General features: G+C 62.5%; 27 protein-coding genes. 14 read left to right on the top strand and 13 right to left on the bottom strand.

The genetic code is table 11. The features are described 5' to 3' along the window. Positions 1–5: 5 nt before the first annotated feature. The 3 genes from SINAR_RS0121080 to SINAR_RS0121070 all read right to left on the bottom strand — a co-directional run bounded on the left by SINAR_RS0121080 (position 6) and on the right by SINAR_RS0121070 (position 3,026). Positions 6–437, bottom strand: coding sequence for a DUF6841 family protein (locus SINAR_RS0121080; protein ID WP_028000906.1), 432 nt, complete (start codon positions 435–437; stop codon positions 6–8). A 55-nt stretch (positions 438–492) separates the two neighbouring features. Further along, positions 493–843, bottom strand: coding sequence for a hypothetical protein (locus tag SINAR_RS0121075; protein ID WP_028000905.1), 351 nt, complete (start codon positions 841–843; stop codon positions 493–495). Between the two features lie 146 nt (positions 844–989). Beyond that, positions 990–3,026, bottom strand: coding sequence for an ATP-binding protein (locus tag SINAR_RS0121070; protein WP_028000904.1), 2,037 nt, complete (start codon positions 3,024–3,026; stop codon positions 990–992). A gap of 359 nt (positions 3,027–3,385) precedes the next feature. Here SINAR_RS0121070 and SINAR_RS0121065 point away from each other — a divergent pair, with 359 nt between their 5' ends. Both SINAR_RS0121065 and ilvN read left to right on the top strand, forming a co-directional pair. Next, positions 3,386–5,164, top strand: a complete 1,779-nt coding sequence (locus SINAR_RS0121065; protein ID WP_028000903.1) for an acetolactate synthase 3 large subunit — start codon at positions 3,386–3,388, stop codon at positions 5,162–5,164. Between the two features lie 22 nt (positions 5,165–5,186). Further along, positions 5,187–5,759: an acetolactate synthase small subunit gene (gene ilvN / locus SINAR_RS0121060; RefSeq protein ID WP_003534906.1), complete on the top strand. Its 573-nt coding sequence runs from the start codon at positions 5,187–5,189 to the stop codon at positions 5,757–5,759. Positions 5,760–5,977: 218 nt separating this feature from the next. On the opposite strand, the gene SINAR_RS0121055 is transcribed toward ilvN, so the two are convergent. Beyond that, a complete protein-coding gene (locus SINAR_RS0121055; RefSeq protein ID WP_028000902.1) occupies positions 5,978–6,823 on the bottom strand; it encodes an aldo/keto reductase in 846 nt (281 codons plus the stop codon). 323 nt (positions 6,824–7,146) lie between these two features. On the opposite strand from SINAR_RS0121055, the gene SINAR_RS0121050 reads away from it, so the two are divergent. Next, positions 7,147–7,356: a cold-shock protein gene (locus tag SINAR_RS0121050; RefSeq protein ID WP_028000901.1), complete on the top strand. Its 210-nt coding sequence runs from the start codon at positions 7,147–7,149 to the stop codon at positions 7,354–7,356. 257 nt (positions 7,357–7,613) lie between these two features. Next, the gene (locus SINAR_RS0121045) at positions 7,614–7,835 is read left to right on the top strand and encodes a hypothetical protein (RefSeq protein ID WP_028000900.1); all 222 of its coding nucleotides are present in this window, start codon (positions 7,614–7,616) and stop codon (positions 7,833–7,835) included. 64 nt (positions 7,836–7,899) lie between these two features. Here SINAR_RS0121045 and SINAR_RS0121040 read toward each other — a convergent pair whose 3' ends face one another. Then, positions 7,900–8,628, bottom strand: coding sequence for a class I SAM-dependent methyltransferase (locus SINAR_RS0121040; protein ID WP_028000899.1), 729 nt, complete (start codon positions 8,626–8,628; stop codon positions 7,900–7,902). A 380-nt stretch (positions 8,629–9,008) separates the two neighbouring features. Between SINAR_RS0121040 and SINAR_RS0121035 the strand changes: the two genes are divergently transcribed. The 4 genes from SINAR_RS0121035 to SINAR_RS0121020 all read left to right on the top strand — a co-directional run bounded on the left by SINAR_RS0121035 (position 9,009) and on the right by SINAR_RS0121020 (position 11,339). Next, complete coding sequence (locus SINAR_RS0121035) at positions 9,009–9,602, top strand: LysE family translocator (RefSeq protein ID WP_028000898.1); 594 nt, start codon at positions 9,009–9,011, stop codon at positions 9,600–9,602. 66 nt (positions 9,603–9,668) lie between these two features. Next, positions 9,669–10,310, top strand: coding sequence for a nitrile hydratase subunit alpha (nthA, locus tag SINAR_RS0121030; RefSeq protein WP_028000897.1), 642 nt, complete (start codon positions 9,669–9,671; stop codon positions 10,308–10,310). Further along, on the top strand, positions 10,307–10,966 hold the full coding sequence (gene nthB / locus SINAR_RS0121025; RefSeq protein ID WP_028000896.1) for a nitrile hydratase subunit beta: 660 nt from the start codon (positions 10,307–10,309) through the stop codon (positions 10,964–10,966). Before nthA ends, nthB begins: the two co-directional genes overlap by 4 nt. A 4-nt stretch (positions 10,967–10,970) precedes the next feature. Next, the gene (locus SINAR_RS0121020) at positions 10,971–11,339 is read left to right on the top strand and encodes a nitrile hydratase accessory protein (protein WP_028000895.1); all 369 of its coding nucleotides are present in this window, start codon (positions 10,971–10,973) and stop codon (positions 11,337–11,339) included. Between the two features lie 81 nt (positions 11,340–11,420). Here SINAR_RS0121020 and SINAR_RS0121015 read toward each other — a convergent pair whose 3' ends face one another. The 4 genes from SINAR_RS0121015 to SINAR_RS0121000 all read right to left on the bottom strand — a co-directional run bounded on the left by SINAR_RS0121015 (position 11,421) and on the right by SINAR_RS0121000 (position 14,344). Further along, positions 11,421–12,230: an anti-sigma factor family protein gene (locus tag SINAR_RS0121015; RefSeq protein ID WP_028000894.1), complete on the bottom strand. Its 810-nt coding sequence runs from the start codon at positions 12,228–12,230 to the stop codon at positions 11,421–11,423. Then, positions 12,227–12,781, bottom strand: a complete 555-nt coding sequence (locus tag SINAR_RS0121010) for an RNA polymerase sigma factor (RefSeq protein WP_028000893.1) — start codon at positions 12,779–12,781, stop codon at positions 12,227–12,229. The genes SINAR_RS0121015 and SINAR_RS0121010 overlap by 4 nt, the downstream gene beginning before the upstream one ends. Further along, the gene (locus SINAR_RS0121005; RefSeq protein ID WP_028000892.1) at positions 12,765–13,139 is read right to left on the bottom strand and encodes a COG4315 family predicted lipoprotein; all 375 of its coding nucleotides are present in this window, start codon (positions 13,137–13,139) and stop codon (positions 12,765–12,767) included. The genes SINAR_RS0121010 and SINAR_RS0121005 overlap by 17 nt, the downstream gene beginning before the upstream one ends. A 116-nt stretch (positions 13,140–13,255) precedes the next feature. After that, positions 13,256–14,344, bottom strand: a complete 1,089-nt coding sequence (locus SINAR_RS0121000) for an AbrB family transcriptional regulator (protein ID WP_028000891.1) — start codon at positions 14,342–14,344, stop codon at positions 13,256–13,258. 183 nt (positions 14,345–14,527) lie between these two features. Between SINAR_RS0121000 and SINAR_RS0120995 the strand changes: the two genes are divergently transcribed. Continuing rightward, complete coding sequence (locus SINAR_RS0120995; protein WP_028000890.1) at positions 14,528–15,655, top strand: ATP-dependent DNA helicase; 1,128 nt, start codon at positions 14,528–14,530, stop codon at positions 15,653–15,655. A 50-nt stretch (positions 15,656–15,705) separates the two neighbouring features. Here SINAR_RS0120995 and suhR read toward each other — a convergent pair whose 3' ends face one another. After that, complete coding sequence (suhR, locus tag SINAR_RS0120990; protein WP_028000889.1) at positions 15,706–17,607, bottom strand: RpoH suppressor SuhR; 1,902 nt, start codon at positions 17,605–17,607, stop codon at positions 15,706–15,708. 392 nt (positions 17,608–17,999) lie between these two features. Between suhR and SINAR_RS0120985 the strand changes: the two genes are divergently transcribed. The 5 genes from SINAR_RS0120985 to SINAR_RS0120965 are packed head-to-tail and all read left to right on the top strand — an operon-like array spanning position 18,000 to position 25,011. Then, positions 18,000–21,074, top strand: coding sequence for an ATP-binding protein (locus SINAR_RS0120985; RefSeq protein WP_028000888.1), 3,075 nt, complete (start codon positions 18,000–18,002; stop codon positions 21,072–21,074). Then, the gene (locus SINAR_RS0120980; protein WP_028000887.1) at positions 21,058–22,287 is read left to right on the top strand and encodes a YcaO-like family protein; all 1,230 of its coding nucleotides are present in this window, start codon (positions 21,058–21,060) and stop codon (positions 22,285–22,287) included. Before SINAR_RS0120985 ends, SINAR_RS0120980 begins: the two co-directional genes overlap by 17 nt. A 7-nt stretch (positions 22,288–22,294) precedes the next feature. Continuing rightward, entirely contained in the window at positions 22,295–23,077 is a 783-nt protein-coding gene (locus SINAR_RS0120975; protein WP_028000886.1) for a TfuA-like protein, read from the top strand. Positions 23,078–23,109: 32 nt separating this feature from the next. Further along, complete coding sequence (locus tag SINAR_RS0120970; RefSeq protein WP_028000885.1) at positions 23,110–24,294, top strand: gluzincin family metallopeptidase; 1,185 nt, start codon at positions 23,110–23,112, stop codon at positions 24,292–24,294. A 21-nt stretch (positions 24,295–24,315) separates the two neighbouring features. Continuing rightward, positions 24,316–25,011, top strand: coding sequence for a hypothetical protein (locus SINAR_RS0120965; RefSeq protein ID WP_028000884.1), 696 nt, complete (start codon positions 24,316–24,318; stop codon positions 25,009–25,011). Between the two features lie 27 nt (positions 25,012–25,038). On the opposite strand, the gene SINAR_RS0120960 is transcribed toward SINAR_RS0120965, so the two are convergent. From SINAR_RS0120960 to SINAR_RS0120950, 3 genes are all read right to left on the bottom strand, one after another. Then, positions 25,039–25,392: an EF-hand domain-containing protein gene (locus SINAR_RS0120960; RefSeq protein ID WP_028000883.1), complete on the bottom strand. Its 354-nt coding sequence runs from the start codon at positions 25,390–25,392 to the stop codon at positions 25,039–25,041. Positions 25,393–25,409: 17 nt separating this feature from the next. Continuing rightward, positions 25,410–25,652, bottom strand: a complete 243-nt coding sequence (locus SINAR_RS0120955) for a glycine zipper 2TM domain-containing protein (RefSeq protein ID WP_028000882.1) — start codon at positions 25,650–25,652, stop codon at positions 25,410–25,412. A 332-nt stretch (positions 25,653–25,984) separates the two neighbouring features. Further along, complete coding sequence (locus tag SINAR_RS0120950; protein WP_028000881.1) at positions 25,985–26,650, bottom strand: HAD family hydrolase; 666 nt, start codon at positions 26,648–26,650, stop codon at positions 25,985–25,987. Between the last annotated feature and the right edge of the window lie 11 nt (positions 26,651–26,661).

Genomic DNA, 26,661 nt, shown 5'->3' with positions numbered 1-26,661 from the left:
GCAATTCAGCCGATCCCGTGCTCCTTCAAAACGGCTTCCTCGTCGCCGCTGACCCAGCCGAAAATCTTCGGCTCGCCGTCACGCAGTTGAACGAGGTAATGGACTTCGAAATCGATCGTCACGTCCGGCTGCTCCTCGGCGTCGAAGACGGAACGCCAATCGACGCGTACAAGGAAATGCAGCGCGTCGATCGGCGTCACAGTGGTTTCGCGGATCTTCAGTTCCCTGGTTCCGATCGCGCGGTAGCGGGCGTAGCCCTTTTCCATTGATGCAGCCAGGGTTTCATCGTTCTTGCCCGTCATGACTCCGGCCGGCGAGGCGGCAATAAAGTCGGAGGCGAAGGCGAAGGTCGTATGGCTGACCGGCAACGATCCTGACAGCACCTGATTGGCCATGCTCTCGTAGCGCTCGAAGAAGCGCCGCAAAATGTCTTCCATGATTTTCTTCCCAAATTTGATCCGCGCAACCGGCGGAGGCTTGCGGTCCCGCAGGTCAGTCGACCGGCGTGTGCTGGTGTTGAATGAGTTTCCAGTCTGCTCCGACGCCGTGATACGTCGACGTGCAATAGGCCGCGTAGGGCCGGCCTTGCGCGCGTCGCGCCTCCGCAAGATACCCGAGCACGATAAAGTTCTCGCCGATCCGGCTCATGACTTTCCCGGTCATCGTGAGATGCTCCCACCGCGGGATTCCCTGGAGACTTCGAATTATGACCGATCGTCCGCGCAGGACACCGACCGGCGCGGAGAATGCCATGATGCAGTCTTCGTCCAGCAATTCGCGATAGGGGTCGGAGCCCTCGAGCCAGAGCCGCCGCTCGTTTTTCCATGCGTCATCGTCATCCATGGTCGTCTCCTCGTCCTGACGTCACATCAACGCTCGAGAGGAGCCCCCGGATCCAAAATCTGCAAGTCAGGGCCGGCTCACCCGCCAGGCGATGCCGTCCGTTCCCGCAGCTTGGTTGCCGCAATGCTGTATTTGTTCGGGCCGGCTTATTTGCGGATAAGGCTGCCAAGCGGTCGCTTGAGCAGGCTTTCGCGAAGCGACCCTTCGCGGCGCGGCGCCGGCGTGCCGAAGCCCCGGTCCGCTTGGCCCGGCGCCTTGGCGGCCCCACGCAATCCGCTTTCCGACTCTGCGGAAAGGATCTGCTCGCGGATTCGGTTGAAGCGTTCGATCTCCGGGTTGGCCGGTTCGGAAGAACGCGGAAGCATGTCGGGGCTATAGGGCTCGAATGCTGGATATTGTCGCGAAAGGGGGGAGGTGGCCCCGGTCTCGGCGCCTGTCCCACTCCAGTCGCCGTCCTCGAGCACGGGCGACTGCTTCGTCTGGGCCGCCAGGTAGCTCTGTTGGAAACTCGTTATGTCGGGACCGTTCACGGCACGCATGCGGCCGATGATGGAACGGAGGTCGGCGGCGGGTGGCGCGTCGTCGTCCACCTTGTCGGTGATGCCGTGGGCGCGGGGCAACCGCGCATCTTCGACTCGAGCAAAGCGCATGCGCATGGGTACTGCGACCGCCTCGCCGAAGGCGATTGCCTCGCCGTTGCCGATCGAGGAAATGAAGCTGGTGGTGGAGATCGACGAATTGGAGATCGCCGATCGGATGATTTCCTGGTCGCGGTCATTGGCGAGCCGCATGGCGAAGACAGTCGAGCATTGCGACAGGATCGTCGGATCGAGTTCGCCCGGCCTCTGGGTGATGATGCCGAGCGACACCCCGTATTTACGGCCTTCCTTGGCGATTCGAGCAATGGCCTGGCGTGTGGGCACAAAGCCGAGAGAGGGATCGGCCGGTACGTAGCGGTGGGCCTCTTCGCAGACGACCAGCATATGGATGGCGCCATTGCCCCAGAGGCCGATCTCGAAGGCCATGCGGCAGAGCACGGATGCGAGGGAATTGACGACTTCCGAGGGGATGCCGGCAAGCTCGAAGGTGGCGATCGGCTTGTCATCGCCCGGAATGCGGAAGATCTTCGCAATCGTGTCTTCGATCGTGTCCGTGATCGTGTTCTGCGAGAACATGAAATGGTAGCGCGGATCGTTGACGGCCGAGACGATCCTGACCTTCAGGGAGCGCAGGTGCGGCTTGTCGTTACGCCCCTCCAGCCGACCGATGCGCTCGTCGATCATCGCCAGGAGATCGGCGATCCGATAGGGTACGGGGGTATCTGCGGTGATGGAACTCCTCTCCGTCTGCCGCCTCATCAGGCCGGATTCGCCACCCTTGAATGCCCTTTTCGCATCCGCGATGACGTCGCGCAGAATGTCGAGCTCTTCCGGCACCGGCGGGCGCCCGCGGAAGACGACCTCGGCCAACTCCTCGAGGCGGAAAAACCAGAAAGGGAGGTCGAGCGTGTCCGTGTCGATGACCACCGCCTGGTCCGGAAAGGCGGCGGCGAACTCGTTGTGCGGATCGAGGATCAGCACGCGCAGCTTCGGATCGGCGGCGATCGCCTTGTTCAGGAGCAGTGTCACGGCCGTCGACTTGCCGACGCCGGTGGTGCCGACGATCGCAAAATGTTTGGCAAGCATAGAGGGCACATGGATGGTCGCGTCGAGACTTTCGTCCTGCGTCAACTTTCCGATGACGCAGCTGTCCACTTGACCGGAATCGTAGATGCGGGCGAGATCGCTTACGCGGATGCGGTGAGCGATCGCTCCGAGATAGGGATAGCGGCTGATGCCGGCGGAGAATTCTTCCCGCCCATCCGGACCGACGTGAACCTCTCCCATCAATTCCACTTCGATGCGGAACGTATTGTTGGCCTCTTCGCCCCAACCCTCGGATACGGTCTGCATCGAATAGACGAGGGCGACGACACGATTGGCGCCGACAGAAATCGAAACCAGTTTGCCGACCGACCAGAGCTCGGTGAGCGAAGTCTCGCCATTTTCGGCAACCGCTGCGATGGTGGCGCGCGAGCCGTTGCAGCCGACGACCCGCCCGAGAAAACGATTGCCGGGCTTCAAGCTATCGCGTCGATCCGTCTCGCCGGCGCGAGGCGCCGTTTGATTTCCACTTTCGAGCACGCAGCACCTCGGGCGAAAACGCCAAATCAGCCGCAGGATACGCGCCGAAAGCCGGCGCCTGTTCCCTTGCGGCGTCCCACGATAGCGGCTGCAGTTTAATAACTGGTTGCTCACGAGCCGTGACGTCTGTGCCGGTCAGAGCGCGCCAAAAGGCGTTGACGGGTGGAGATTTTCCGTTTAACAAATCGCCCCATGAAAAAATTCGCGGTTATTCTTGTGGTGGGACGGCGCATGGGCAGGGTGGTGTAACCATCCGGCGGTAGCCACCCATGCGCTGAACGAGGCTCCTGACGGGGCCTTTTTTTATGCCTTCAAACACGTTATTCACGCAAACCTGAACGAGGGACGGAAGCAGGCAAATGAGCGGAACTGAGAACCAGATGACGGGCGCGGAGATCGTTCTCCAGGCTTTGAAAGACAACGGCGTCGAACACATCTTCGGCTATCCCGGCGGCGCCGTGCTCCCGATCTATGATGAGATCTTCCAGCAGGAGGAGATTCAGCACGTCCTCGTCCGTCATGAGCAGGGTGCCGGGCACATGGCCGAGGGCTATGCCCGCTCCACCGGCAAGGTCGGCGTCATGCTGGTGACATCCGGCCCCGGAGCGACCAATGCGGTCACGCCGCTGCAGGACGCGCTCATGGACTCGATCCCGCTCGTCTGTATCTCGGGGCAGGTTCCGACTTCGCTGATCGGTTCGGACGCCTTCCAGGAATGCGACACGGTCGGCATTACGCGGCCCTGCACCAAGCACAACTGGCTGGTCAGGGACGTCAACGACCTCGCCCGCGTCATCCACGAGGCTTTCCGCGTGGCCCAGTCGGGCCGTCCGGGTCCGGTCGTCGTCGACATTCCGAAAGACGTCCAGTTCGCGACCGGTACCTATACGCCGCCCTCGGCCGTTCCGACGCAGAAGAGCTATCAGCCGAAGACGCAAGGAGACCTGAAGAAGATCGAGGAGGCCGTCGCGCTCATGAAGACGGCGCGCCAGCCGGTCATCTATTCGGGCGGCGGCGTCATCAATTCCGGGCCGCAGGCTGCGCATTTCCTGCGCGAGCTGGTCGAACTTACCGACTTCCCGATCACTTCCACGCTGATGGGCCTCGGCGCCTATCCTGCCTCCGGCAAGAACTGGCTCGGCATGCTCGGCATGCACGGGACCTATGAGGCCAACATGGCGATGCATGATTGCGACGTCATGATCTGCATCGGCGCGCGCTTCGACGACCGCATCACCGGCCGGCTCAATGCCTTCTCGCCCAACTCGAAGAAGATCCACATCGATATCGACCCGTCCTCGATCAACAAGAACGTCCGGGTCGACATTCCGATCATCGGCGACGTTGCCGCTGTTCTCGAGGACATGGTTCGCCTCTGGCGCGCCGCGGCCAAGACGGTCGACCAGAAGCGGCTCGAGGACTGGTGGAAAGCGATCTCCAAGTGGCGGGCGCGCAATTCACTTGCCTATACGCCGAGTGCCGACGTCATCATGCCGCAATATGCGATCCAGCGGCTCTACGAGCTGACCAAGGACCGCGACACCTACATCACCACCGAAGTCGGTCAGCACCAGATGTGGGCCGCGCAGTTCTTCGGTTTCGAAGAACCCAACCGCTGGATGACCTCGGGCGGCCTCGGCACCATGGGTTACGGCTTCCCGGCCGCCGTCGGCGTTCAGGTCGCCCATCCGGAGAGCCTCGTCATCGATATTGCCGGCGACGCCTCGATCCAGATGTGCATCCAGGAAATGTCATGCGCGGTTCAGTACGGCCTGCCGGTCAAGATCTTCATTCTGAACAATCAATATATGGGTATGGTCCGGCAGTGGCAGCAGCTTCTCCACGGCAACCGCCTGTCGCACTCCTATACCGAGGCGATGCCCGACTTCGTCAAGCTCGCCGAAGCCTATGGCGGTGTCGGCATCCGTTGCGAAAAACCGGATGAGCTCGATGATGCGATCAAGCAGATGATCGACACTCCGGCTCCGGTCATCTTCGACTGCCGTGTCGCCAATCTCGCCAATTGTTTCCCGATGATCCCCTCGGGCAAGGCGCATAACGAAATGCTGCTTCCGGACGAGGCGACGGACGAAGCGGTTGCCAACGCCATCGATGCCAAGGGACGCCAGCTCGTTTGAGGATAAGGGTAGGAACAGGAAAATGAACGCACATCTTCAGCCGACGGGCTCCGCCTACTTCATCGCCAAGGAAACGGAGCTTGCGGAAACGCATACGCTTTCCGTTCTCGTCGACAACGAGCCGGGCGTGCTCGCCCGCGTCATCGGCCTTTTCTCCGGCCGCGGCTACAATATCGAGAGCCTGACGGTCTCCGAGACGGAGCACGAGGCGCATCTCTCGCGGATCACCATCGTGACCCGCGGCACGCCGCATGTTCTCGAGCAGATCAAGAATCAGCTCGAAAGGCTCGTTCCGGTGCATCGAGTCGTCGATCTCACCGTTCGTGCTGCCGGCCTCGGCCATGAGCGTCCGATCGAGCGCGAACTGGCGCTCGTCAAGGTGCACGGCTCGGGCGAACACCGGGTAGAGGCGCTCAGACTCGCCGACGCCTTCCGCGCCTCGGTCATCGATGCGAATATCGATCACTTCGTCTTCGAGATCACCGGCAAGCCTTCGAAGATCGAGCAGTTCATCGCGATCATGAAGCCGCTCGGTCTGATCGAAGTCTGCCGCACCGGCATCGCCGCGATGAATCGCGGACCCCAGGGGATGTAAGGAAGCGAGGAGGATTGCGCCCCCTACAGGCCCTGATTGTCCCTCATCCTGCTCCTCTCGCCGCAGGCGGGGAGAGGAGACGTGCTTCGCATGTGCAACCATTTACGGCAACGTTTGAGAAGGGGCAGGGGTGCCGCTTGTCTCTTCGCCCCGCTTGCAGGGAGAAGTGCCGGCGGGCGGATGAGGGGCAATCGGGGCCACGCCGCTGAGATTGCTCCTCAGATGACTTCCAGCCGCGTCTTCCTCCGCGGTGGCGGGAAATGGCGGTCCAACTCGGCGAGGTTTTCCGTCGTCAGATGAATATCCATCGCGTCGCGGTTTTCGCGGGCGCGTTCGGGAGACCCGGTCTTGGGGATCGAGATGACGCCGGAACGCGTCTTCAAAAAGGCGAGGGCCACCTGGGCGGGCGTCGCCTGATGCGCCTTGGCGATGTGGATCAGATCGGTATCATGCAGCAGGCGGCCCTCGTCGAGAGGCGAATAGGCCATGGCCGGCACGCCGCGGTCACGGCACCAGGGCAACAAGTCGAATTCGATGCCGCGTCGGGCGAGATTGTAGAGTACCTGATTGGCTGCGACCTTACCGCCGTCGGGCACGGCCGACAGTTCCTCCATGTCGTCGGCGTCGAAGTTGGAGACGCCCCAAGCGCGGATCTTGCCGGCCTTCTTCAGCTCTTCGAAGGCGGCGACGGTCTCGGCGAGCGGATGGCTGCCGCGCCAGTGCAGAAGATAAAGATCGATGCAGTCGATGCCGAGATTGCGCAAGCTGCGGTCGCAGGCGGCGAACGTGCCCGTCCGGCTGGCATTGGAGGGCAGCACCTTGCTGACGACGAACGCCTCGTCACGCCGGCCCCTGATCGCCTCGCCGACGATACGCTCGGCGGCGCCGTCGCCGTACATCTCTGCTGTGTCGATCAGCGTCATGCCGAGGTCGAGCCCGGTCTTCAGACTGCGGATCTCGTCAGCGGCCTTCATGCGATTTTCGCCCATCCGCCAGGTGCCCTGACCGAGTGTGGGGACCGTGCTGCCATCTGGAAAAGTGACGGTCGGAATCGGATCGTGCATCGGAAATGGTCCTGAGATTTGCGCCACCGCCGAGATTTAATGCCCTTTGCCGGAAAGTCCATAAATATAACCCGCGGTATGGCGGACCCCGGAACGACCTGTCCTTGAGGTGCAGTCGCACCAACGCCCTTCTCACGGAAGAATATGAAATTGTGCCTTGTAAGAAACACAATGATGACCTACATAACACGGTACATCGATATTGATCGACGATATTTGTTTCTGCGCCGCGGCGCGTCGTCACGAAAATCCTGACAACATCGGTTTTGATACACCGCCATTCCGCGGTGGCGTTTTTCCATGGCTATTGAAAGGACATCGACGTGGCTTCTGGAACGGTAAAATGGTTCAACAGCACCAAGGGCTTCGGTTTCATCCAGCCGGATGATGGAGCTGCGGACGTGTTCGTCCATATTTCGGCGGTTGAACGCGCCGGCCTGTCCACGCTGAAAGACGGACAGAAGGTAAGCTACGAGCTGACGCAGGACCGGCGCTCGGGCAAGACTTCGGCGGACAACCTTCGCGCGCTCTGAACGGTCCGCGCGATTGTGCCCTACAGCGCCGCGCGTCTTGTCAGACGCGCAAAGGTCGCGGTAGCTCTTTGATCTGCTGCACGTTTTTGCCCTTCAATCGATTGGGATTCACGGCGACATGCAGTAGCACGGCACTTGATGAGATTGTTATCTCCCCGCCCGTGACCACGGATGTACTGGCACAGCGGGTTGAGATGATGTGGAAGGTCGGGCCTGTCCCGGCCTTTTTTATTGGCTGAAATGATGGAGGATCTCGCATGAAGGACGTCGGCAATCGCCTTTTCAAGGCCGAGAAGAAGAATCCTGCGGATCGCGCGGATCAGGCCACACTTGCGTCACGCGCCATTATCGAGCAGGAGGCTGCCGCGCGCGTGAAGAAGACGGCTCGCCTTAAACAAATGCGGCTCGAGAAAGAGGCAGAGGAGGCGGCAAATCCGGTGGTTCCCACCAAGAAGGGGAAGGCGCAGAAGCGGAAATAGGCGAACGCCACCGCTACGCCAGGAGAGGAGCGGCAGGACGGCTCTCGCTCATCCGCGTCCACGCTTACCTCTGTGCTGCAACGAGCAGTATCATCGGTCGATCGACCTCTTCCGCGAGGTCCGGATTGCGGGCGATCTCGTCGGCGGTCGGGCTCCACTCCTGAACGCGGCGGATCGTGAAGCCGGCTGCGATCAGAGCATTCAACGTCGTGCCGAGCGTGCGGTGATATTTGACGACCCCTTTGGCGAGCCAGTCGGTGACGCGCTTTCCTTCGACCGAGTAGCGATCGAGCGGCCAGATGCGGCGGCCTTCCGTATCCGTGGACCAGCCGGGATTCGTCGGAGCCATGTAGACCGGATGCTCGATGGTAAAGACGAAATGGGAGCCGGGCAGGAGGCTCGCATGGATCGTTCGCGCCAGACGGTCGAAGTCCTCGATATAATGAAAGGCAAGCGAGCTATAGGCGAAGTCGAAGCTTGCCTCCGGCAGAACCAGTTGCTCGAGGTCGACGATGTCGTATTCGATCGCCGGATCGCTCGTATCCTGTCGCGCCCGGTCGATCATGTTTTCGGAAAGGTCGATCCCGAGCACATGGGCCGCGCCATTCTCCCGCGCCCAGCGGGCAAACCAGCCGAAGCCGCAGCCGAGGTCGACGACGCGCAAATTCCCGAGCGCAGGCAGCATGGCGCGGATCGCCGGCCATTCGGCTGCGCCGTCGTGACCATGCAGCGACCGCCCGAGCTGGCTGTATCCCGTGAAGAATTCAGGTTTATCGTAAATGTTCTGTGCCATTTTCCATCTCCAGATGCCGATGGACGGGCGCCTGAACCGCAAAGAGCCCCGTCCGGTCCGGCGAGGCTGCGGATTACGCGTGACGCTGTGATCAGCGTGTGCGAAGTCCCTGCATCCCGCCTGTTGGGATGCCGGCGACCCGAGCGACAATGCGGGTGTCATGTTCACGCATAACGTGCCTATTCCACGGAAATGGACAAGGGTCAAGCCGGAGGCCCACCGATCAAATTCGGGTTTGTCACCGTGACAAGATTTGGGTGGCGGTTGCATTTGGGTCAGCTAGGCTGACCCATCAAGGGCACCTGCCGCCCGGGAGATTACTCGACGCAGATCGCAATTTTACAACGGCGCCCTCGACAGATGCGCGCTTCGGAGGACCCATGCAACTGGATACGCTTCTGGCGTTGTTCCTCTTTGCCTTCACGACATCGATCACGCCGGGACCGAACAACATGATGCTGTTCGCGTCGGGTGTGAACTTCGGTTTCGTGCGCACCATTCCGCATATGCTGGGCATCGGCAGCGGCTTCTTCGTTCTTCTCATCGCCGTCGGGCTCGGACTCGGCGCGCTGCTTCACTCCGTACCGCTCCTTTATGCGGCGCTGAAATTCGCCGGAGGCGCCTATCTCGCCTGGATCGCCTGGAAGATCGGCACCTCACGCTCGCTCGGCGAAGGGAAGGCGAATGCGGTACCCATGACATTCCTGCAGGCGGCGGCCTTCCAATGGGTCAATCCGAAGGCCTGGGTGATGGCGGTTTCGGCCATGGCCACTTATACGAGCAGCGACAGCTATCTCATGAGCGTGCTCGTCGTCGGCCTCGTCTTCGCGCTCGTCAACGTACCCAGCGTTTCGACCTGGGCAGGTTTCGGCTCGGCCCTCAGGCAGTGGCTCTCGGAGCCTGCGCGGCTCAAATGGTTCAACATCACCATGGCCGTCTTGCTCGTCGTCAGCCTTTGGCCGATGCTCAGGTAGTCGGTCGACACGACGCTTTGGTGTCTATGCACAAAGATCAGTAGCCTACTGCAGAGGAGCCACGGGATGTCCGAGCATCATCATGGGCATGGCGACAATCACGGCCATCACCACGACAACCATTTCACCGATATGGAAGCGCGGGTGAAGGCGCTGGAGACGGTGCTGACGGAAAAGGGCCTGATCGATCCGGCAGCGATCGACGCGATCGTCGACGCATACGAGACGAAGGTTGGACCGCGAAACGGCGCGCGTGTCGTCGCCAAGGCCTGGAGCGACGGGGATTTTGCCGATTGGCTGAGACGCGACGCGACCGCGGCGATCGCCAGCCTCGGTTTCACCGGGCGCCAGGGCGAGCACATGCGTGCGGTGTTCAACACGCCCGAGACGCATAACCTCGTCGTTTGTACGCTCTGCTCCTGCTATCCCTGGGCGGTGCTGGGGCTGCCGCCGGTCTGGTACAAGGCACCACCCTATCGTTCGCGCGCCGTTATCGATCCCCGTAGCGTGCTGGCCGAGTTCGGGCTGGATCTGCCGGCGGAGAAGAAGGTCCGCGTCTGGGATTCGACGGCCGAGCTGCGTTACCTCGTCGTGCCCGAGCGGCCGGATGGTACAGACGGCTTCGGCGAAGACGCTCTGGCAGAACTCGTGACGCGCGACTCGATGATCGGCACCGGCTTCGCGCTTTCACCGGAGGCTGTGCGATGAACGGGCCGCATGATCTCGGCGGGCAGCATGGAATGGGCCCGATCGCTCCGGAAAAGGACGAGCCCGTTTTCCATGCGGAATGGGAGAAGCGCGTGCTTGGCATCACGCTTTCCTGCGGCGCTTTCGGTGCCTGGACACTGGACGAGAGCCGGCACGCGCGCGAAAGCCTGCCCCCGGCGACCTATCTTTCGGCGAGCTATTATGAAATCTGGACGCGTGCCTTGGAAATGCTTCTCAAGCGCCACGGCTTCGTGACGGAAGCCGAACTCGACGCGGGCCATATGCACGACAGGGGGCGAGAGCCGAAGCGGGTGCTCAGAGCCGACATGGTGGAGAGCGTGCTCGCCAAGGGCGGTCCATGCGACCGGCCGGTCGCATCGCCGCCGCGCTTTGCTGCCGGCGAGAGGGTACGCACGAAAAACTTCAATCCGGAGAGTCACACGCGGCTGCCGCGCTACGCCCGCGCCAGGACAGGCGTGGTGGAAGCCGTGCAGGGCAGCTTCGTCTTCCCCGACGACAACGCGCACGGGAGGGGCGAGAGCCCGCAATGGGTCTACACGGTCGTCTTCGACGCAAGCGAGATCTGGGGCGAGGGAGCTGACCCGACCCTCACCGTCTCCATCGATGCCTGGGAGAGCTATCTCGAACATGCGTAATTCGATGCCTCCTCATCCTCCATCGCCGCTTTTGGCCTCCGCGGAACTGCCGAAATCATGCGAGGGCGATCCCGTTTTTGCCGAGCCCTGGCAGGCGATCGCCTTCGCGATGACCGTGCGACTTCATGAGCAGGGTGTGTTTTCGTGGAGCGAATGGGCCGAAGCACTTTCGGCCGAGCTCTACAAGCCGGAGCGCCGGGCCGACGGCAGCGATTATTACGAGTGCTGGGTTGCTGCTCTCAGCCGCCTGGTGACGGAACTCTCCATCACCTCCGGTTCCGAACTGGAAGCGCTGGTCAAGAGCTGGCAGCGCGCGGCGGAGGCGACGCCGCACGGAAAGCCGATCGCGCTCGGGAACGATCCTCTGCGTTGAGGTCCGTCGAACGGCGATCCAACGCTCTGAACCTACGCACCTCCTCGCGGAAAACCGTCACGCACTTCTCCGCATCCCGCGCTAAGAGGTTTCCGAGCTCTCGAATTGCCGATAGCATTCGTCGGCAACCTTCTGCAGCAGTCCGCGTGGCACTTCGCCGGTTACGGCGTAACCGATTTCGCCGTCGATCCAGTAGAAGGTCTCGACATTGCCCTGGCTGGCAATCCGGAAGCTGGTTTCGCGGTTCTCGGTGTTGCGCCCGAGAAGCACGGTCAGCCGGCTGCCGGTCCCGTCCTCATACATCAGCATCGCGCCTGCTTTGCCATTGACGGGGATGAGCCGACCGCCGACCAGCGAAAAGCCTAGCGGGGAAAGATCGGGAATTTTCAGCGTGTAGTCGAGCCGCTTGCCGAGCCATTTGGCGAGATGGTCCCGCTCGCCGGCGCCGACCTCCACCGGATGGCGTACCTCGCTGGCATAGATCAGAAAAGCCGACTGCGCCTGCCTGGGGAAAGTCTCGGAAGCCGCGGCGGCCAATTGCGATCGCGGGGCGATGAGATCGGGCGCATAGGCGCCGGCGACCACGCCAACGCCGAAGATCAGAAGTCCAGCCGCCAGGCGTCGCAGCATGAACGCAGGCGTGGCAGAGCGGACGGCTCCGGCCGCCCGGTGGGCCGCGATCATCGCCCGATCTTCTTCGCCGCTGCGGGCATAAGATGCGAAATGCTGCTTCAGCGTAGCCGCCTGGGCCTGCCACTGACGTAGCTCCTCGGCCCTTGCCGGATGCTTCTCCAGCCAGGCTTCGATGCGCTTGTGTTCCGGCTGGCTCAACTGGCCATCCACATAGGCGTGCAGTTCATCTTCGGAGACGGTTTCGAATTCTTCGGTCATTTCGGTCTCCGCAGGGCGATCACGTTATCGTCCTTCATCGCTTCGGCAAGCTGGCGGCGGGCCCGCGATAGGCGGGACATCACGGTCCCGATCGGGATTTCCATCATATCGGCCACGTCCTGGTAGCGATAACCCTCAATGACGACGAGCATCAAGACGGCGCGGTTGTCGACCGAGAGCCGCTCGAGCCCGCGCATCAGGCGTTGCCGTTCCAGGGGATCCGCATTGTCCTCCACCGCACGAACGCCGAGGGCCTCGTCGAACTCTACTTCCGGATGCTGGGCGCGGCGGCGGTGGCCGTTGCGGAAAAGATTGGTCATGATGGTGAAGGCCCAGGCACGCAGGTTCACGCCGCGCCATTGTTCACGTCTTGCGAGCACTTTCTCGACGCAGTCCTGCAACAGATCTTCACCATCGGGATCGGAGTGGGCGAGGCTGCGCGAATAGCGCCTGAGCGCCGGAATCAATGCCAGGACCTCTTCCTCGAAAATATCAGGGGCGGCGGGACCGGCCCGCGCCCCAGTTTCCGGACCATCAGGGCCGTGCGGCATCCCATTCGCCCTTCACGCCGTCGCCGGTAACGTCACCCATCTTCTTGTCCTTCACCCAGAAATAAAGCGGCATCCCGTCTTTCGCCCATTGCTTGGTGCCGTCCTTTCGCTCAACGATCGAATAGGTACCGTCAGCCGTTGCATCGCCTTCCACCATGAAGGGCGGCCAATTCTTGGCGCAGGCATCATAGCAGGCGGAGACGCCATTCTGGTCGTCCTTGTAGGTGTAGAGCGTCATTCCGTTCTCGGCGGCGAGCACAGGGCCTTTCTCGGTTTCGACCGTTTTCACCGGCGGCGCGGCGAAGGCGGCGGCGGCCGTGCCAAGGGAAATGGCGACGGTCAACGAAAGCGTTCTCATAAGCGTTTCCTCCTCAAGATGTCTTCAACGCAGAACCGCGCACGGGCGGGTTCGAGAATAAGACACGGAGGGCTGTGGATTTATTCCCCGCGCAATTGATGGCTGCGGAGCCGTATTCACGCCCGGTCGGCGACGAAGCGGGCGAGGGCGGGGCCGAACAGCGTGATCAGGAGCAAACGAGCCGTCTGCAAGGCCATCACGAAAGGAAGATCGACATTGCTGGAGGCGGCGATGACCGCGATCGAATCGAGTCCGCCGGGGCTGGTCGCGAGATAGGCGGTCAGCGGATCGATGCCGGCGACCTTGATGAGCAACAGAGCGAGAAGACCGGAAAAGGATATCAGCACGATGATGGACACGATCGTCGGCATCAGGGCGCGGCGGGCGTGCGCCAGAATTGCCCGTGTGAAGCCGAGGCCGATATTCCAGCCGAGCATCGCGAAAGAGAGCGCCAGCAGCCATTGCGGCAGTTCGATCTCGAGCGTTCCGGTTATGTTGAGGGCCGAACCTATGGCAAAGGGCGCGAGAAATGCGCCGGCCGGCACGCGCAGCAACTTGCCGAGGAAGCCGCCCGCGATACCGACGGCGAGCGTCATGAAGAAGGGCAGCCCGGCAACCGGCGCAAACCAGTGAGTTGCCGATTCCGGCTCCACGCCGCTCACCCAGAGATGGGCCACGATAGTCGCAGTGCTGGCAACGAAGACGACGCGCAGATATTGCATGAAGGCGACGAGCCGGGCATCCGCGCCATAGGCATCGGCCATCAGGAGCATCGTCGAGGCAGCGCCTGCGGACGAACCCCAGATCGCGGTCGTGCCCGGCAGAATGCCCATCCGTGTGATTGTCCAGCCGCAGAGCGTACTTACACCGATCACCGAGAGAATGATGGCAATGAAGAGGGCCCAGTTGCCGGAAAAGGTCACGAGGAGGTCAGGGCTCATCGAAGCGGCGATCATCATCGCCAACACGACCTGAACGCAAAAGAAGAGCTGTCGCGGCAACCGGATCGTTCCGCCGTTCATGCCGACAAGGGCACCGGCGATCATCGGCCCCATCAGCAGACCCGCGGGAATCCCGATCATCTCGAGGATGCCGGCGAAGACGGCGGAGAGCAGGACCAGTAGGCACCATTGCCAAAATGCATACAGACGTCCCAGTCCGCCACTTCTGGGCAGCATCGGGGTTGAGGGCTGTTCCGGCTTCAAGGTCATTCTCCGGCGGGCGGCGCGGTGCCTGCACACTGTATGCAGCGCACCGTTGGTAGCAGTACAGGCAGCCCCAATTCAAGGTGCAGTGCAAAAAACTGTGCCGCCTCCAAGCCTTGGAGCCCACACGGATAGGTCAAATCCGCACTTGCGTCGGGGTCCCGAATCCTGACACTCAGAGTCATGCAGTTCGCTCCGCAACAGGATGAGGCCCTGAAAGCCGTTTCGCAATGGTTGAAGGGAGGCCGTTCTCAGCTCTTCCGGCTGTTCGGTTATGCCGGCACCGGCAAGACGACGCTTGCCCGCCATTTCGCAGAAAATGTGGACGGAGAGGTGGCGTTCGCCGCCTTCACCGGCAAAGCCGCGCAGGTGCTGCGCTCCAAGGGTGCCACGAACGCTAAGACGATCCACTCGTTGATCTACCGCCCGCGCGGTGAGGAGGAAGTGGAGGACGAGGAAACCGGCAAGACCTCGATCGCGCCGATGTTCGCGATCAACCGCCAGAGCCCGGTTGCGAAAGCGGCGCTGATCATCGTCGACGAATGTTCTATGGTGGACGAAGCCCTCGGCAAGGATCTGATGAGCTTCGGCACGCCGATTCTCGTTCTCGGCGATCCCGGGCAATTGCCGCCGGTTTCCGGCGGCGGCTATTTCACCAACCACGAACCGGATTTTCTCCTGACGGATATCCATCGCCAGGCAAGGGACAACCCTATTATCCAGCTCGCCATGCAAGTGCGCGAGGGCAAGGAGATCATGCACGGCGACTACGGCACCGCACAGGTCATCTCCAAGGGGCAGGTGACACAGCCTCTGGTGCTGGAAGCCGACCAGGTCTTAGTCGGGACCAACAGGACGCGGCGGCGCTACAATCAGCGGCTTCGCGAGCTCAAAGGCTTTACCAGCGAGTATCCGCAATCCGGCGACAAGCTCGTGTGCCTCCGCAACGATCCGGCCAAGGGGCTGCTCAACGGCTCGCTCTGGCAGGTGATGAGTTCGTCCAAGGAGACGGTTAAGCCGGGGATCAACCTGATGATCCGCCCTGAAGACGACGACATGGATCGCGGGGCCGCAAAGATCAAGCTCCTGAAGGCGGCTTTCGAGGACGTCGAGGGCGAAATCCCGTGGTCCACGCGCAAGCGTTACGACGAGTTCGATTACGGCTACGCACTCACCGTGCACAAGGCCCAGGGCTCGCAATGGAACGACGTCGTGCTTTTCGACGAGAGCTGGGCTTTCCGCGATACGCGCGAACGCTGGCTCTACACAGCGATCACACGCGCGGCCGAGCGGTTGACGATCGTGCGGTGAAGGCTCGGCCTTCCTTCAGGCCCCAGTGGTTTTCCTCCACCATCTCTTCGCTAGTAAGTCGGTGCGATCTGCAATTGCGGCAGCGGCCGCGGCGCGGTCTTCGTCAGGTCGGGTCCGTCATCGCTCCATTTCCTTCCCTCACCGATAAGCTCTTCGAGAAGCTGCACCGCCTCTTCGCGCTCCGCCTTGCTTGCAAACCGGTAGGAGGGCGGCTTCGACTTAGGGTCGCGGGCAAGGGCGTAGGCCGGCTCGTAATCGGGGATCTTCGGACGGTAGGCGTCGCTCGCGGCAATATCGATGTTGTAGCGCTGCAGTGCCGAGGCGAGATTGCGCCAGCGGATCCAGTAATGGTTCTCGAAGGAGAACCGGTCGAATGCCTCGCCGGCGGCCGTGCCTTTTTTCGAGACGGCTGCGAGGACGTCATTCGACATGGCGAGGTTGAAGCCGCCTTCCTGCGGACCCAACGAGACATGGACGATGCGTTCGCGATGGCCGGGCGCGCGTGACTGGAGGAGATCGCGCCAATTCTGCATGGTCGCGACAATCGCGAAGACGAAGGCGCAGAGTTCGTGGACTGCCGATTTGCGTGCAATCGTCTGATAGTGCCGCTGCCATCCTTGCCGGTTGTTCTCCGGCAGGAAGACCTCCGGCCGCGAGCCGGTATCGGAGGTCTCCGGATAAACGAGATTGATGGCGAAGGTGGGCCATCGCGGCAGCGCCCGGTCGAAGAGGTGGATCGGGAAGTTGCTGCCGATGCCGCCGTCGGAGAACCAGCAGATCCGGAACGCGGCGGGTCTGGCCCTGCGCTTCTTGCCGCCGGTGGTCAAGGCTTCCGTGCTGTCCAATACGGTCTTCTGTTCGTCCTCGTCCGAAGTCGTATCTTCGGCTTCGTTTTCTCCGTCGGATCCCGGCAGGCTTTCGCGGCGGGCAGGCTCATGCAGCGGCACGGCGCTGATCAGGAGGGGGAAGCTGAGGCTCATGCGTGTTGCGACGAGGACCGGCATGTCGGCGCCATGCGGGAGCAGATAGTAGTCCTCACCCGCCACGGTGACCGGCTCCCCGGCGTTCTCAACCATCCAGTCGACGACCACCTTCGGAAAAAGCGCTTCGAATTCCTTGCGGCGGAACCAGAAAAGCGCGCTTTCGAAGGGCAGGCTGCGCGGTTCCTGATGCGATATGCCCGTCGTGATCATTTTCAGGGTGACGGCCCGGTCGGAGCCTGGTTCGCCCGGGTAGCGCTCGGCCGTCCAAAGATCGCCGAAGGTGAGGGGCTGGTCCGGAGCCTTGCCGGACAGTTCCTGCAGGGTTTCGTGGAGCCAATCGGTCAAGACAATCCTTCGCCGGCGGGTGGGTCGATCCGGTGCGGTGCCGGTACAGAGGCCCATCAGATTGCGGCGCAGGACACGAGCGATGCGCAGTACCGAGAACACCGCCCCTCCCAGATAGGCGCAGATCGCAGCCGGTAGAGCCGCGGCTATCATGCCTGTTTGCCCCCCGGAAGCGTAGGCAAGACCCGTGAGTGCCGCGAGCAGCAGCAGCGTTTCGACGGGTGCGATGAGCACGACGCTTCCAAGAAGCGCAAGGGCTTTGCGAAGAACGCCGGTGCTGCCGGCGAGTGTGACGAGCAAGCGGAATGCCTGACCGGCCCCGGCCGCAGGCTGGAGGAGGCTCTTGATGAAGCCGGGCGCGGCCAGCCTCTCCGCCGCCACGGCAAGGCCCTCGAATCCCACGCGCTCCTCCGGCTGGGCGATCGCCGCCTTCATCTGCTTCCGCCGGTCTCCGATCGCAGCCGCCGCGCAGGCCGCGGCTGCGATCGCCCCGGCCGACGTGCCGCCGATATTCTTGAACCGGAAGTCGCGCGAAAGCGCCAGAGCGGCGTTCGGGTAGACTATACCGCTGGTGATGCCGCCCTTCATGACGAGATCGCAGTATTTCGCGGGAGTGCGTGCCATCGATCGTCTCCTGATGCAGATCTGACGAGAGAACATCCTCGAGGCGCCGGGTGCCTGCGCCGTCTTCTTTTCCAAGGTTGCACTCAAACCCTGCGGCAATCCAGTGCCGTCCACGGTGACGAAGTTGCCATTGCAGCATAAGAGGGCGCGTCTTAACGCCCATCGAAGGGGAAAGGTTGCCCGGTTGCGCGTTTTGCAACTGCCCGCCGATTGACATTGTCCGGACGGGCAATCAGCCTTCCGCGAGTCGGTTCCGACACCGCGTGCAGTCAGGGGTGATGTTTTCCGCACGACAGGTCGGGATCACGTCGGAAAAATGCGAGACAGACAGGTCGCCCTTGGACAGCGCCGCACGTCTGAGCGGACCTGGCTGGCGAATGCGGGAGTGGTGCATGCTGCGCGAGAGCGGGACCAACACACCACGACGAGCGGCCGAGCGTGGGAAGCGCCCGGGCGGCTCCTCCGCGCGCGGCGGCGAGCGGCGTATCGTCACGGCGCTTTGCTATGATCTGGTCGGGTCGACCGATCTGATGCACATGATGGACATCGAGGACTATCAGGACCTGATGTCCGCCTTTCAGCTTGCCTCGAAGCAGGCGATCGCGTCGCACTCCGGTGTGATGCAGCACGAGGCCGGCGACGGCGGTGTTGCGCTCTTTCCGATCGAACTCGAGGCCAAGGACGCCGCCTCGCTCGCGATCCGCGCGGGGCTCAAGATCGTGGAGGCCTGCAAGCGCGTCGGCCGCGAGGCAGGACAGGACGATCTGCAGGTCCGCGTGGGTATCGCCACGTCCGTTGCCCTCGTTCGCGAAGCGGCCCGCGGGGGCTGGACTCAGGAACCGGTCACAGGTGCGGCTCTTGCCATGGCTGCCCGCCTGCAGGCGATCACGGCGCCGAACAGCGTTCTCGTTTCCGAGGAGACACGCCACCTTGCAGGCAGATCCTTTGCCTTCGTGTTTGAGGGCAGCAAGGAGCTCAAGGGCTTTGCGGCCCCCGAAAAGGTCTGGCGCGCCCTCGGCCACAAGGTCGGGGTGGACCGCTTCTATGCCTTCGGACGAATGGGCGGACCGCTGATCAACCGCGAGAGCGAACTGAGTACCATCGCGCAGCTTTGGGATGGCGTTCTTGCGGGACAAGGCTCCGTGGTCCTGATCCAGGGGGACGCCGGTATCGGCAAATCGCGTCTTCTCCGGGAAATTCGCAGGCGGACGCGCGCCGAGCGTTCCAAGCTTCTCTTCTTCCAGTGCCTGCCCGGCGGTTTCCGCTCGACACTTCATCCTCTCTCGAACAATCTCCCGGAGGCGGTGTCGGGAAGCGGAGGGCAGGTGGGTCCGACGGCCGCCGCCGTGGCGGCGCTGTTCGCACGCAACGGTATCAGGGACGCGGAGGTCGTCGATATTTTCTCCTACCTGCTTGGGGCGCAGGGTAGCCGTCTGCAGTCGAACGAAGATCCGAAGGCGATCCGCGAAAGGGCGCATCGCGCCATGCTCCGCGCATTGGAAGCCGTGTGCCGTCGCGGGCCGGCGGTGGTGGCCGTCGAGGACGTCCACTGGATCGATCCGACATCCCGTGACCTGCTTGGCGAAGCTGCGAGGGCCATTGCAAAATTCCCCGTCTTGCTCGTTGCTACGTCGCGTCCTTCCTATGCTTCGGAATGGCTCGACGCCGCCAATCCGACGCGGCTTGCGTTGCGGCCGCTCGATTCGGATGAGACCAGGCTGGCGATAAAGGCAAAATGGCCGGAGCACCGCCTGGCGCTGCTTCCCGATCTCTTCGACGCGACCGAACGGATATCCGGCGGCGTTCCGCTCTTCATCGAGGAGATCTGTCAATGGGTGTCGCAGAACGTCGAGCCCGACACGATGCGCCTGTCGGAGAGCGCCAATCCGACGCATGTGTCGGCGTTCGAGTCGATATTGGAATCCCGCCTGCAGCAGCTGGGCACAGCCAGGGAGGTCGCGCGCGCAGCGGCAGTCGCGGGCACGCAGGTGACGCTGCCGCTGCTTCGGGCCTTGTTGCCCGATTTCGGCAAGAGCGCGCTTGCGAACGCTGCCGATACTCTTTGCGAGACGGGATTCCTGACGCGGATGAGGGTGCCGGGGCGGACCGCCTACGGCTTCCGGCATACGCTGATTCAGGAGACGATCTACAATGCGGTGCTGCGAAAGCAGCGGCAGGTGCTGCATCGGCGCCTGTTCACAGCGGTCAACCAAAATCGTGGCATGGCGGGCTGGATCGATACCGGCGCGCTTGCCGAGCATGCGGAAAGGGCGGGACTTGTCGAAGAGGCTGTCCCCTTGTTCATCGCCGCGGGAAAGGAGAGTTCGAGCCGGTCCGCAATGATAGAGGCGAGGCAGTTCCTGGAGCATGCGCTGGATCTTTGCGGCCAATTGAGCGAGAGCGACACTGCCGAACCTCTGAAGCTTTCGGCGTTGACGGCCTTCGGGCCTATTTTGATAGGAACGGTCGGCCTGAGTTCCGAACCCGCGCGACAGCTTTATGAGGACGCGGTGGAGATCGCCCGGCGACGACCGATGTCCGAGCAATCCCAATGGTTTCCGATATATTGGGGCTGGTGGCTCACAGGGCAGGACTTCCGTGTCATGCACGACCGTGCCCTGGAGGTGCGGTCGATGCTGTCGAAGGCAAACGAACCTGAGATCCAGCTCCAGGTCAACCACTGCATCTGGGCGATCGCCTTCAATCTCGGTCGCCACAGGGAAACGCAGGATGCGATCAAAGCCGGCCTGGCCCTTTATGACGAGAAGCGTGCCAAAGAGAGCCGAACGGAGTTCGGCGGGCATGATGCAAAGGTCTGCGGCCTCGGCCAACTCGCGCTTTCCCTGTGGCTCACGGGGCGCACGAAGGCCTCGGACGCTGCGCTCTCGAGAATGATCGCTTTCACCGACAGGATCGCGCATGCGCACAGCAAAGCGCACTCCCTGGATACCGAAGCGGTGTCTGCTTTTTACCGGGATGATTTCGAAAGGCTCGCCGAGGTCTCGACGCGAATGGCGGATTTCGCCAAGAGGCACAAGATGCAGTCCCTGTCCGGTCAGTCGCTCCTCTTCAGCGGGTGGGCCGAGGCGCACCGCACGAGCCTTGCGAGTGGTCATGCGACATTTCAAAACGGTCTGTCGCTTCTGCGCGAGCTCGGGGCCGTGGCGGATCTGCCGATCTATCTCTGCATGCACGCCACCCTGCTGGGTGTGGCCGGCAAGATCGAGCCGGCGATCGAGGTCGTCAACGAAGCGATCGGCAGGGGGGAGGAAACCGGCCACGCCTATTGGCTGGCGGAGTTGCACCGATGCCGCGCAATTCTCCGGGCGCGGGCAGGCGAGCGCAAGGATGCGGTCGCTGCAGATCTGCGCTGCGCCGTTGAAATCGCGCAAAGCCAGGGGGCGACGGCGCTCATCAGGAGAGCGAGGCATTCGATGCGGGAGCTCGGCATTGTTATCCGGCGCTGAACGAAACAGGGCGAAATCGAACGACGGCGCACGCGCGGCCCTCGCTGATCTCCATGCCTCGATCATCTCTGCACGGAAGGCGCCCTTTTCGGATGGCCCGGTCGAGGGGAGCCTGGAGCGCTGTCTCGCCGCCCTGCCGCCACTCTGCCGCCGCGCTTGCATCACGCGGCTGGGCGACCTGACGGGCCTCGATCGGCTCGGCCTGCCGGTGATGCAGGCCGTGCGCCCCGCCGCGCTTTCAGAGGTCACGTCTCTCGGACGCGGTCTGTCGAGGGCGGAGGCGGCAGTCGGCGCGCTGATGGAATCGCTCGAGCGTTACTTCGCCGAGGCCATTCCGGCGGAGCGGACCTTTCTGGCGACGGCCGACCAGCTCGAAGTCACCGACGGCCTTTTCGAAAACCTCGTGGTTCCCGAATGGCGCGGGAAATGGCGGCAAAGGACGATTGCCTGGATCGAAGGTATCGACGTCGTCGGCGGCTCGACATACCCGGTGCCGCTGGAACTTGTGCATACGTGCTACAGCGAACCGCAGCCGGCCCATGACGGCGTCTTTCTGCGGACGACCACCGGGCTTGCCTGCCATACGAGCCCCCATGGCGCTTTCCTGCATGGATTATGGGAATGCCTTGAACGGGACGCGATCGCGCGCGCATTCGCGACGCACGGCTTCTTCGACCGGTGGCGCATTGCGCCCGGCGGACTGGGTGCCGGGGTGGATCATATCCGAACGCTCGCGGGCACTCGCGGGATATCGTTTGCACTGTGGCTCGCTCCGTCGCCGGCGGCTATTCCCGTGGTCTGGTGTCAAACGGTCGAGACCGGCCCCGGGGAGCCGATCCTTGCGCTGCCGACGGAAGGCTATGCCGCCGGGCCCAGTATCGAAATGGCGGTGGCAAGCGCAATGCTGGAGGCGCTCTCGGCAAGGGCAGGGGCGATCTCCGGCGCCCGTGACGACCAGACGAGGGAACATTACCGCAGGAGCACCGATGCCGCGGTGGCGAGGGCCCGCGAGCTTGTCCTCGCCGATGCGGCAGCCAGGCCCGGAGAGGCAACGTCCCTGAGGATTCCGGACCCGGGTACATTGCTGGACCGGGTGGTCGAAGCCGGTCTTGGACCTGTGCTGGCCGTCCCTGTGGGCGCCGACGAGGAGGCGGGCGTCCATTGCGTGCGAACCGTTCTTCCCGGAGCCTCTCCCTTTTTCGTCGTGCGATGAGTGTGTGATGGCCGGCCGAGGCGACAATCCGATCCTGGTGTTTCTCGGTCCGACCCTGCGTCTGGCCGAGGCGGAGAAAGTCCTCGGCGCGATTTATCTGCAGCCGGCCGCCCAGGGGGATATCGTGCTTGCCGCACATGCCTTTCGTCCGCGGGCGATGGTCCTGATAGACGGGCAGTTCGAGGACAGGCCGGCCGTCCGGCACAAGGAAATTCTCTGGGCGATGGCGCAAGGGATCGTTGTCATCGGGGCCGGCAGTATGGGCGCGCTCAGAGCTGCGGAACTCGATATTTTCGGGATGATCGGAGTCGGCCTCGTCTATAGGTGGTATCGGCGTTTCGGACGTGGTCCTCTTTCCAGCCCCGCGCCCGACGATGCGGTCGCTGTACATTCGGGACCGCCGGAACTCGGCTTTCCGCCTTTGACGGATGCACTTGTCGACCTGCAGCGAACCTTTTCGGCCTGGTCACGTCTCGGTGTCCTCACTCCCTCGGAACGCGACCGTCTTACAACTATTGCGAGAAACATGAACTTCCGGGAGCGCTCGCTTTCTGCGGTCTTGCAGGCCGCTGGCTGGGCTCAAGAAAGATGCAAGGAACTGCGGGCGCGGCTGATCGGACAGAAGAGGCATGACGCGATCCTGGCACTCCAGCAAGCGCCAAGCCTTCTGGCGCAGCATAGCGGCACGCGACAAGATGGCGACTGGATCGCGACGAACACCTTCCTCCGAGATCTGGAGGCGGGCGGCATTGACTCGAATTTGGTGAACACCTATAAATTGAAACCATAATTTAGGCATTTTTATTCGGGGGGCAGTGTGCGATGCGTCTGCTTCGAGACGAAGCCCTCGAGTCCGGCGATTCACGCCTGGGCACGCGGTTCTGGATTTTCCCTCAGCCACCGTTCATTCCGGGCTATGAAAAACCGGACCGCGTCTGGCTGCCGATACCGAGGGATGAGATCGGCGAAGGGCCGAGCGACGCGACGATGTATGTCGTCGATCCGCTCGATGACAAGGAACCCTACGGCTTCGACCGGCTGCCGCCGTTTCGCGGGGCCGCCCGTGCACCGGTGGGAGCGGGTCCGGATCTCCACTTCGACAACCTGTCTCCCGACTCCCGGGCGTTCCTTCCGGTTCATGCTTATGCCTGTGTGCACTTCGTCCTGAACATCTGGCAGAGTTACCTGGGCAGGCCGGTCCGCTGGTTCTTCGATCAGACCTTTCCGCGGCTGGAGATCGTTGCCTTCGTGAACTGGGACAATGCCCAGGCAGGCTACGGCTTTCTGGAGCTAGGCTGTTCCGACATCGACGGAATAAGGCGGCCCTACGCGCTCAATTTCGACACCATCGCTCACGAAACCGGACATCTCATCCTCCTTTCGGAAACCGGGATCCCGACGGCTCTGTCGCGCGGAGGCGACTTCTTCGCTTTTTCCGAGGCCTTTTCCGACCTCGTATCGCTGATCTCGTTCCTGCACTTCGATTCCGCGATTGACAGGCTGCTCCGGCGGACGAAAGGGAACCTGCTCCTCTATAACGAACTCAACCGTTTTGCCGAGACGAGCCCGGAAACCCAGATTCGTCTCGCCACGAATTTTCGCCGCATGTCCGAGGTCACGCGCGAGGTGCATGACCGCGCGCTGCCGTTCGTGGGCGCGATCTTCGACTCGATCGTCGAGCTCTATCATCGCGAACTCGTGGCACGCGACTGTGCCGACATACGGCTGCTCGATATCGACCTCCGGCATCTGGAGCAGGATGATTTCGACCGGTTCCGTCAGGCAACGGCGGAGGCTTTCCGGATCAGGCCGATGATCTTCGGACTTGCGCTACGGTCGGCTCGCGACGCGGTGGGGCAGGCGCTCGCAGCCTCGCTGCCGTCGATCAATCCGGATGCTGTGCAACTGGCCCAGGCCGCGGCCGCCGTCGTTGCGGCCGCCGATGGAACGGCCGCCGCAGTTCTGGAGGCGAATTTCGCATGGCGTGAAATCATCAGCTCGAGATAGGGGACGGAAAAGGAGAGGAAGATGAGCAATTGCAGCAGCAATCCCGGAGTGGGCAGAGAGCCGGACGGCCTGTCCGGACCGGTTTACGACACGTACAACCCGAGCGAAGTACGCCTCTACGGGCGGCCGGCAACGCGAGAAGAGATATTCAAGATCACAGACGAGCAGATCCTGCAGAGAATCAAGTCGTCGCTACGCGAAACTTCGCTTCGGGACGATGACCTGAACACGCTCGTGAGAATAGTGAAGGAGGCGGCGATCGGAACGGTCGACAACGACGTTCTCGCGGGCATCCTGAAACAGCAGATCGTCTTCGCCATATTCGACGATGAGCTGAAATTCAATCAGCTTCCGGTCAGCGTCAACATACCGGCGAAGAATTTCGAAAAAGGCGGCGACCGATATATCAAGAGCATCGGCGTGATATACGGCTATGCCTATGAGGGGCATTGCTACAAGCTGCCGAAGCCGCAGATCATGTATCTGCCGGAAGAGCCGCGCGAGATTCTCGGCGGGGATTGCGGATGCGACTGCGGATATGTTCCCGAACTCGGCTATGCCGTCTGGCAGATCGACAAGCTCGAGCGCGTCATTGCGCTGGACGTCCGCTCCGACGACGTGAAGACCCTGGTGCTGGACGAGAACATGCCCGGCAGCCGGTCGCCCATGGCCTATGCGCAGGTCATGGCGCTTGCTCCGCAACGGCATCGCGACTGAACATCATCGGGCCGAGCGGCGTGGTGCCTATTGCAGGCTGCCGTCGCCGCTTCTGTCGGCCGACTTGAAGTCGGCCATGACCCTGTTCAGGAACTCGGTCTGGCTGAGCTTCCCGTCGCGATTGGCGTCGGTCACGGCAAACTGCTGCGCGTTCAGAACCTGCGCCACCTCTTCCGAGCGCAGGCTTCCGTCCCTGTTCTTGTCCAAATTCGCGAAGGCCGCCGTCATGAAGGCTTGATATTCAGCCCGGTCGACTGCGCCGTTCCCGTCACGGTCGAGCCGATTCATCTGGCCCTGGTTCATGGCTGTCGGCTGATCCTGTGCCGCCGCTGCAATCACCTGGCAAAGCGCGAACGCCGCCGCGAGGACTGGCCTTTTCATCAACCGGCTCCTTTGCATCAGGTGCAGGTCAGGGCGCTGCCCGCCGCGCTGCCGAGTACCGCACCGCCGCCCACGGCCCAGAGCTGGCCGGTCCCCGAGCCGATGGTCGCGCCAGCAAGGCCGCCGACGACCGCACCGCCGACGGTGCCCGCTATGCAGCCGAACTCACCGGTCCGCGCTCCCGTCGACATCGAGGCGGTTTGGCAGCCGGACAAGGCTAGGCAGCCTGCGAGAGCGAGAGTGATCGTGCAAATCTTCATTTCTTCCTCCAAGCATGCTGCCCGTATCAAATACAGATCGCAGGAGGCGCCATTAAGTGGCGTCGAATGAAATCATGCTTCCGAATATGTCCCTGGCTGAGGAGAGCTTCTTCTGCTCCATCGGAAGCCGTTTTTCAACAAAACACGCAGTCCGCCTAGAAAACCTACGAACTGGCCGGCAAATACTACCGCCGCCAATGGATGAAGACAACTCTTGGGCCCACTGATCACCGATCACCAATGGCAACAGATGATGTCGGCCGTGATGTCGGGCTCGCGGCGAAATCTCCGCCTGCCGTGCCACCGTACCATGCGCACGGCGCAGGCGTGCGTCATCCTTCGGGGCGCAGAAGGCGGCCCACTGCATGCAAATCGGGAACCACATGCGTACATAGCCCACGAATGTCTTCCGTCGGCTCAAGGAGATCCGGCACCATGATGGTCATCATTCCTGCAGAGGCTGCGGAGCGAACGCCGTTATAGGAGTCTTCCAGCGCGAGGCAGAGTTCCGGGGCCAGCCCCAGACGCATCGCGGCCATCAGGAACGGATCGGGATCGGGTTTCCCGCTTCTATAGTCCCCACATGCGACAATAATGCTGAAGCGCTCCTGCAAAGCGTGCAGCATCAGGTGGTGCTGCACACTTTCGCGGCGCGAGGAGGTGGCGATCGCCCGCGGCATGCCCAGCTCGTCCAGAACGTCCAATAGCTCCACGACTCCTGGCTTCAGCCGCAGCTCCGTGTCCGACATCGAGCGGAAAAGTTCGGCGGCCTGCGCCCACAGACGGTTGAAATCGATGAGGGGACCAAAATGGTCGCCGAGGCGGCGGCGCGTCGCCTCGCCGGACAGGCCGATGGTCTCCAGGTAGAGAGACACGGGCATCTCGTGGCCAAGGCTGCGTGCGGCGGACTGCAAGGCATTGCGGTAGAGTGCTTCCGTGTCGAAAATCACCCCGTCCATGTCGAATATCACGGCCCGTGGAGTGCGGGGCAGAAGCATCGTTATGCGTC

This window comes from Sinorhizobium arboris LMG 14919 (assembly GCF_000427465.1).
In the GTDB taxonomy this organism is placed as follows: Bacteria; Pseudomonadota; Alphaproteobacteria; order Rhizobiales; family Rhizobiaceae; genus Sinorhizobium; species Sinorhizobium arboris.
This window is presented reverse-complemented; position numbering and strand designations above follow the sequence as displayed.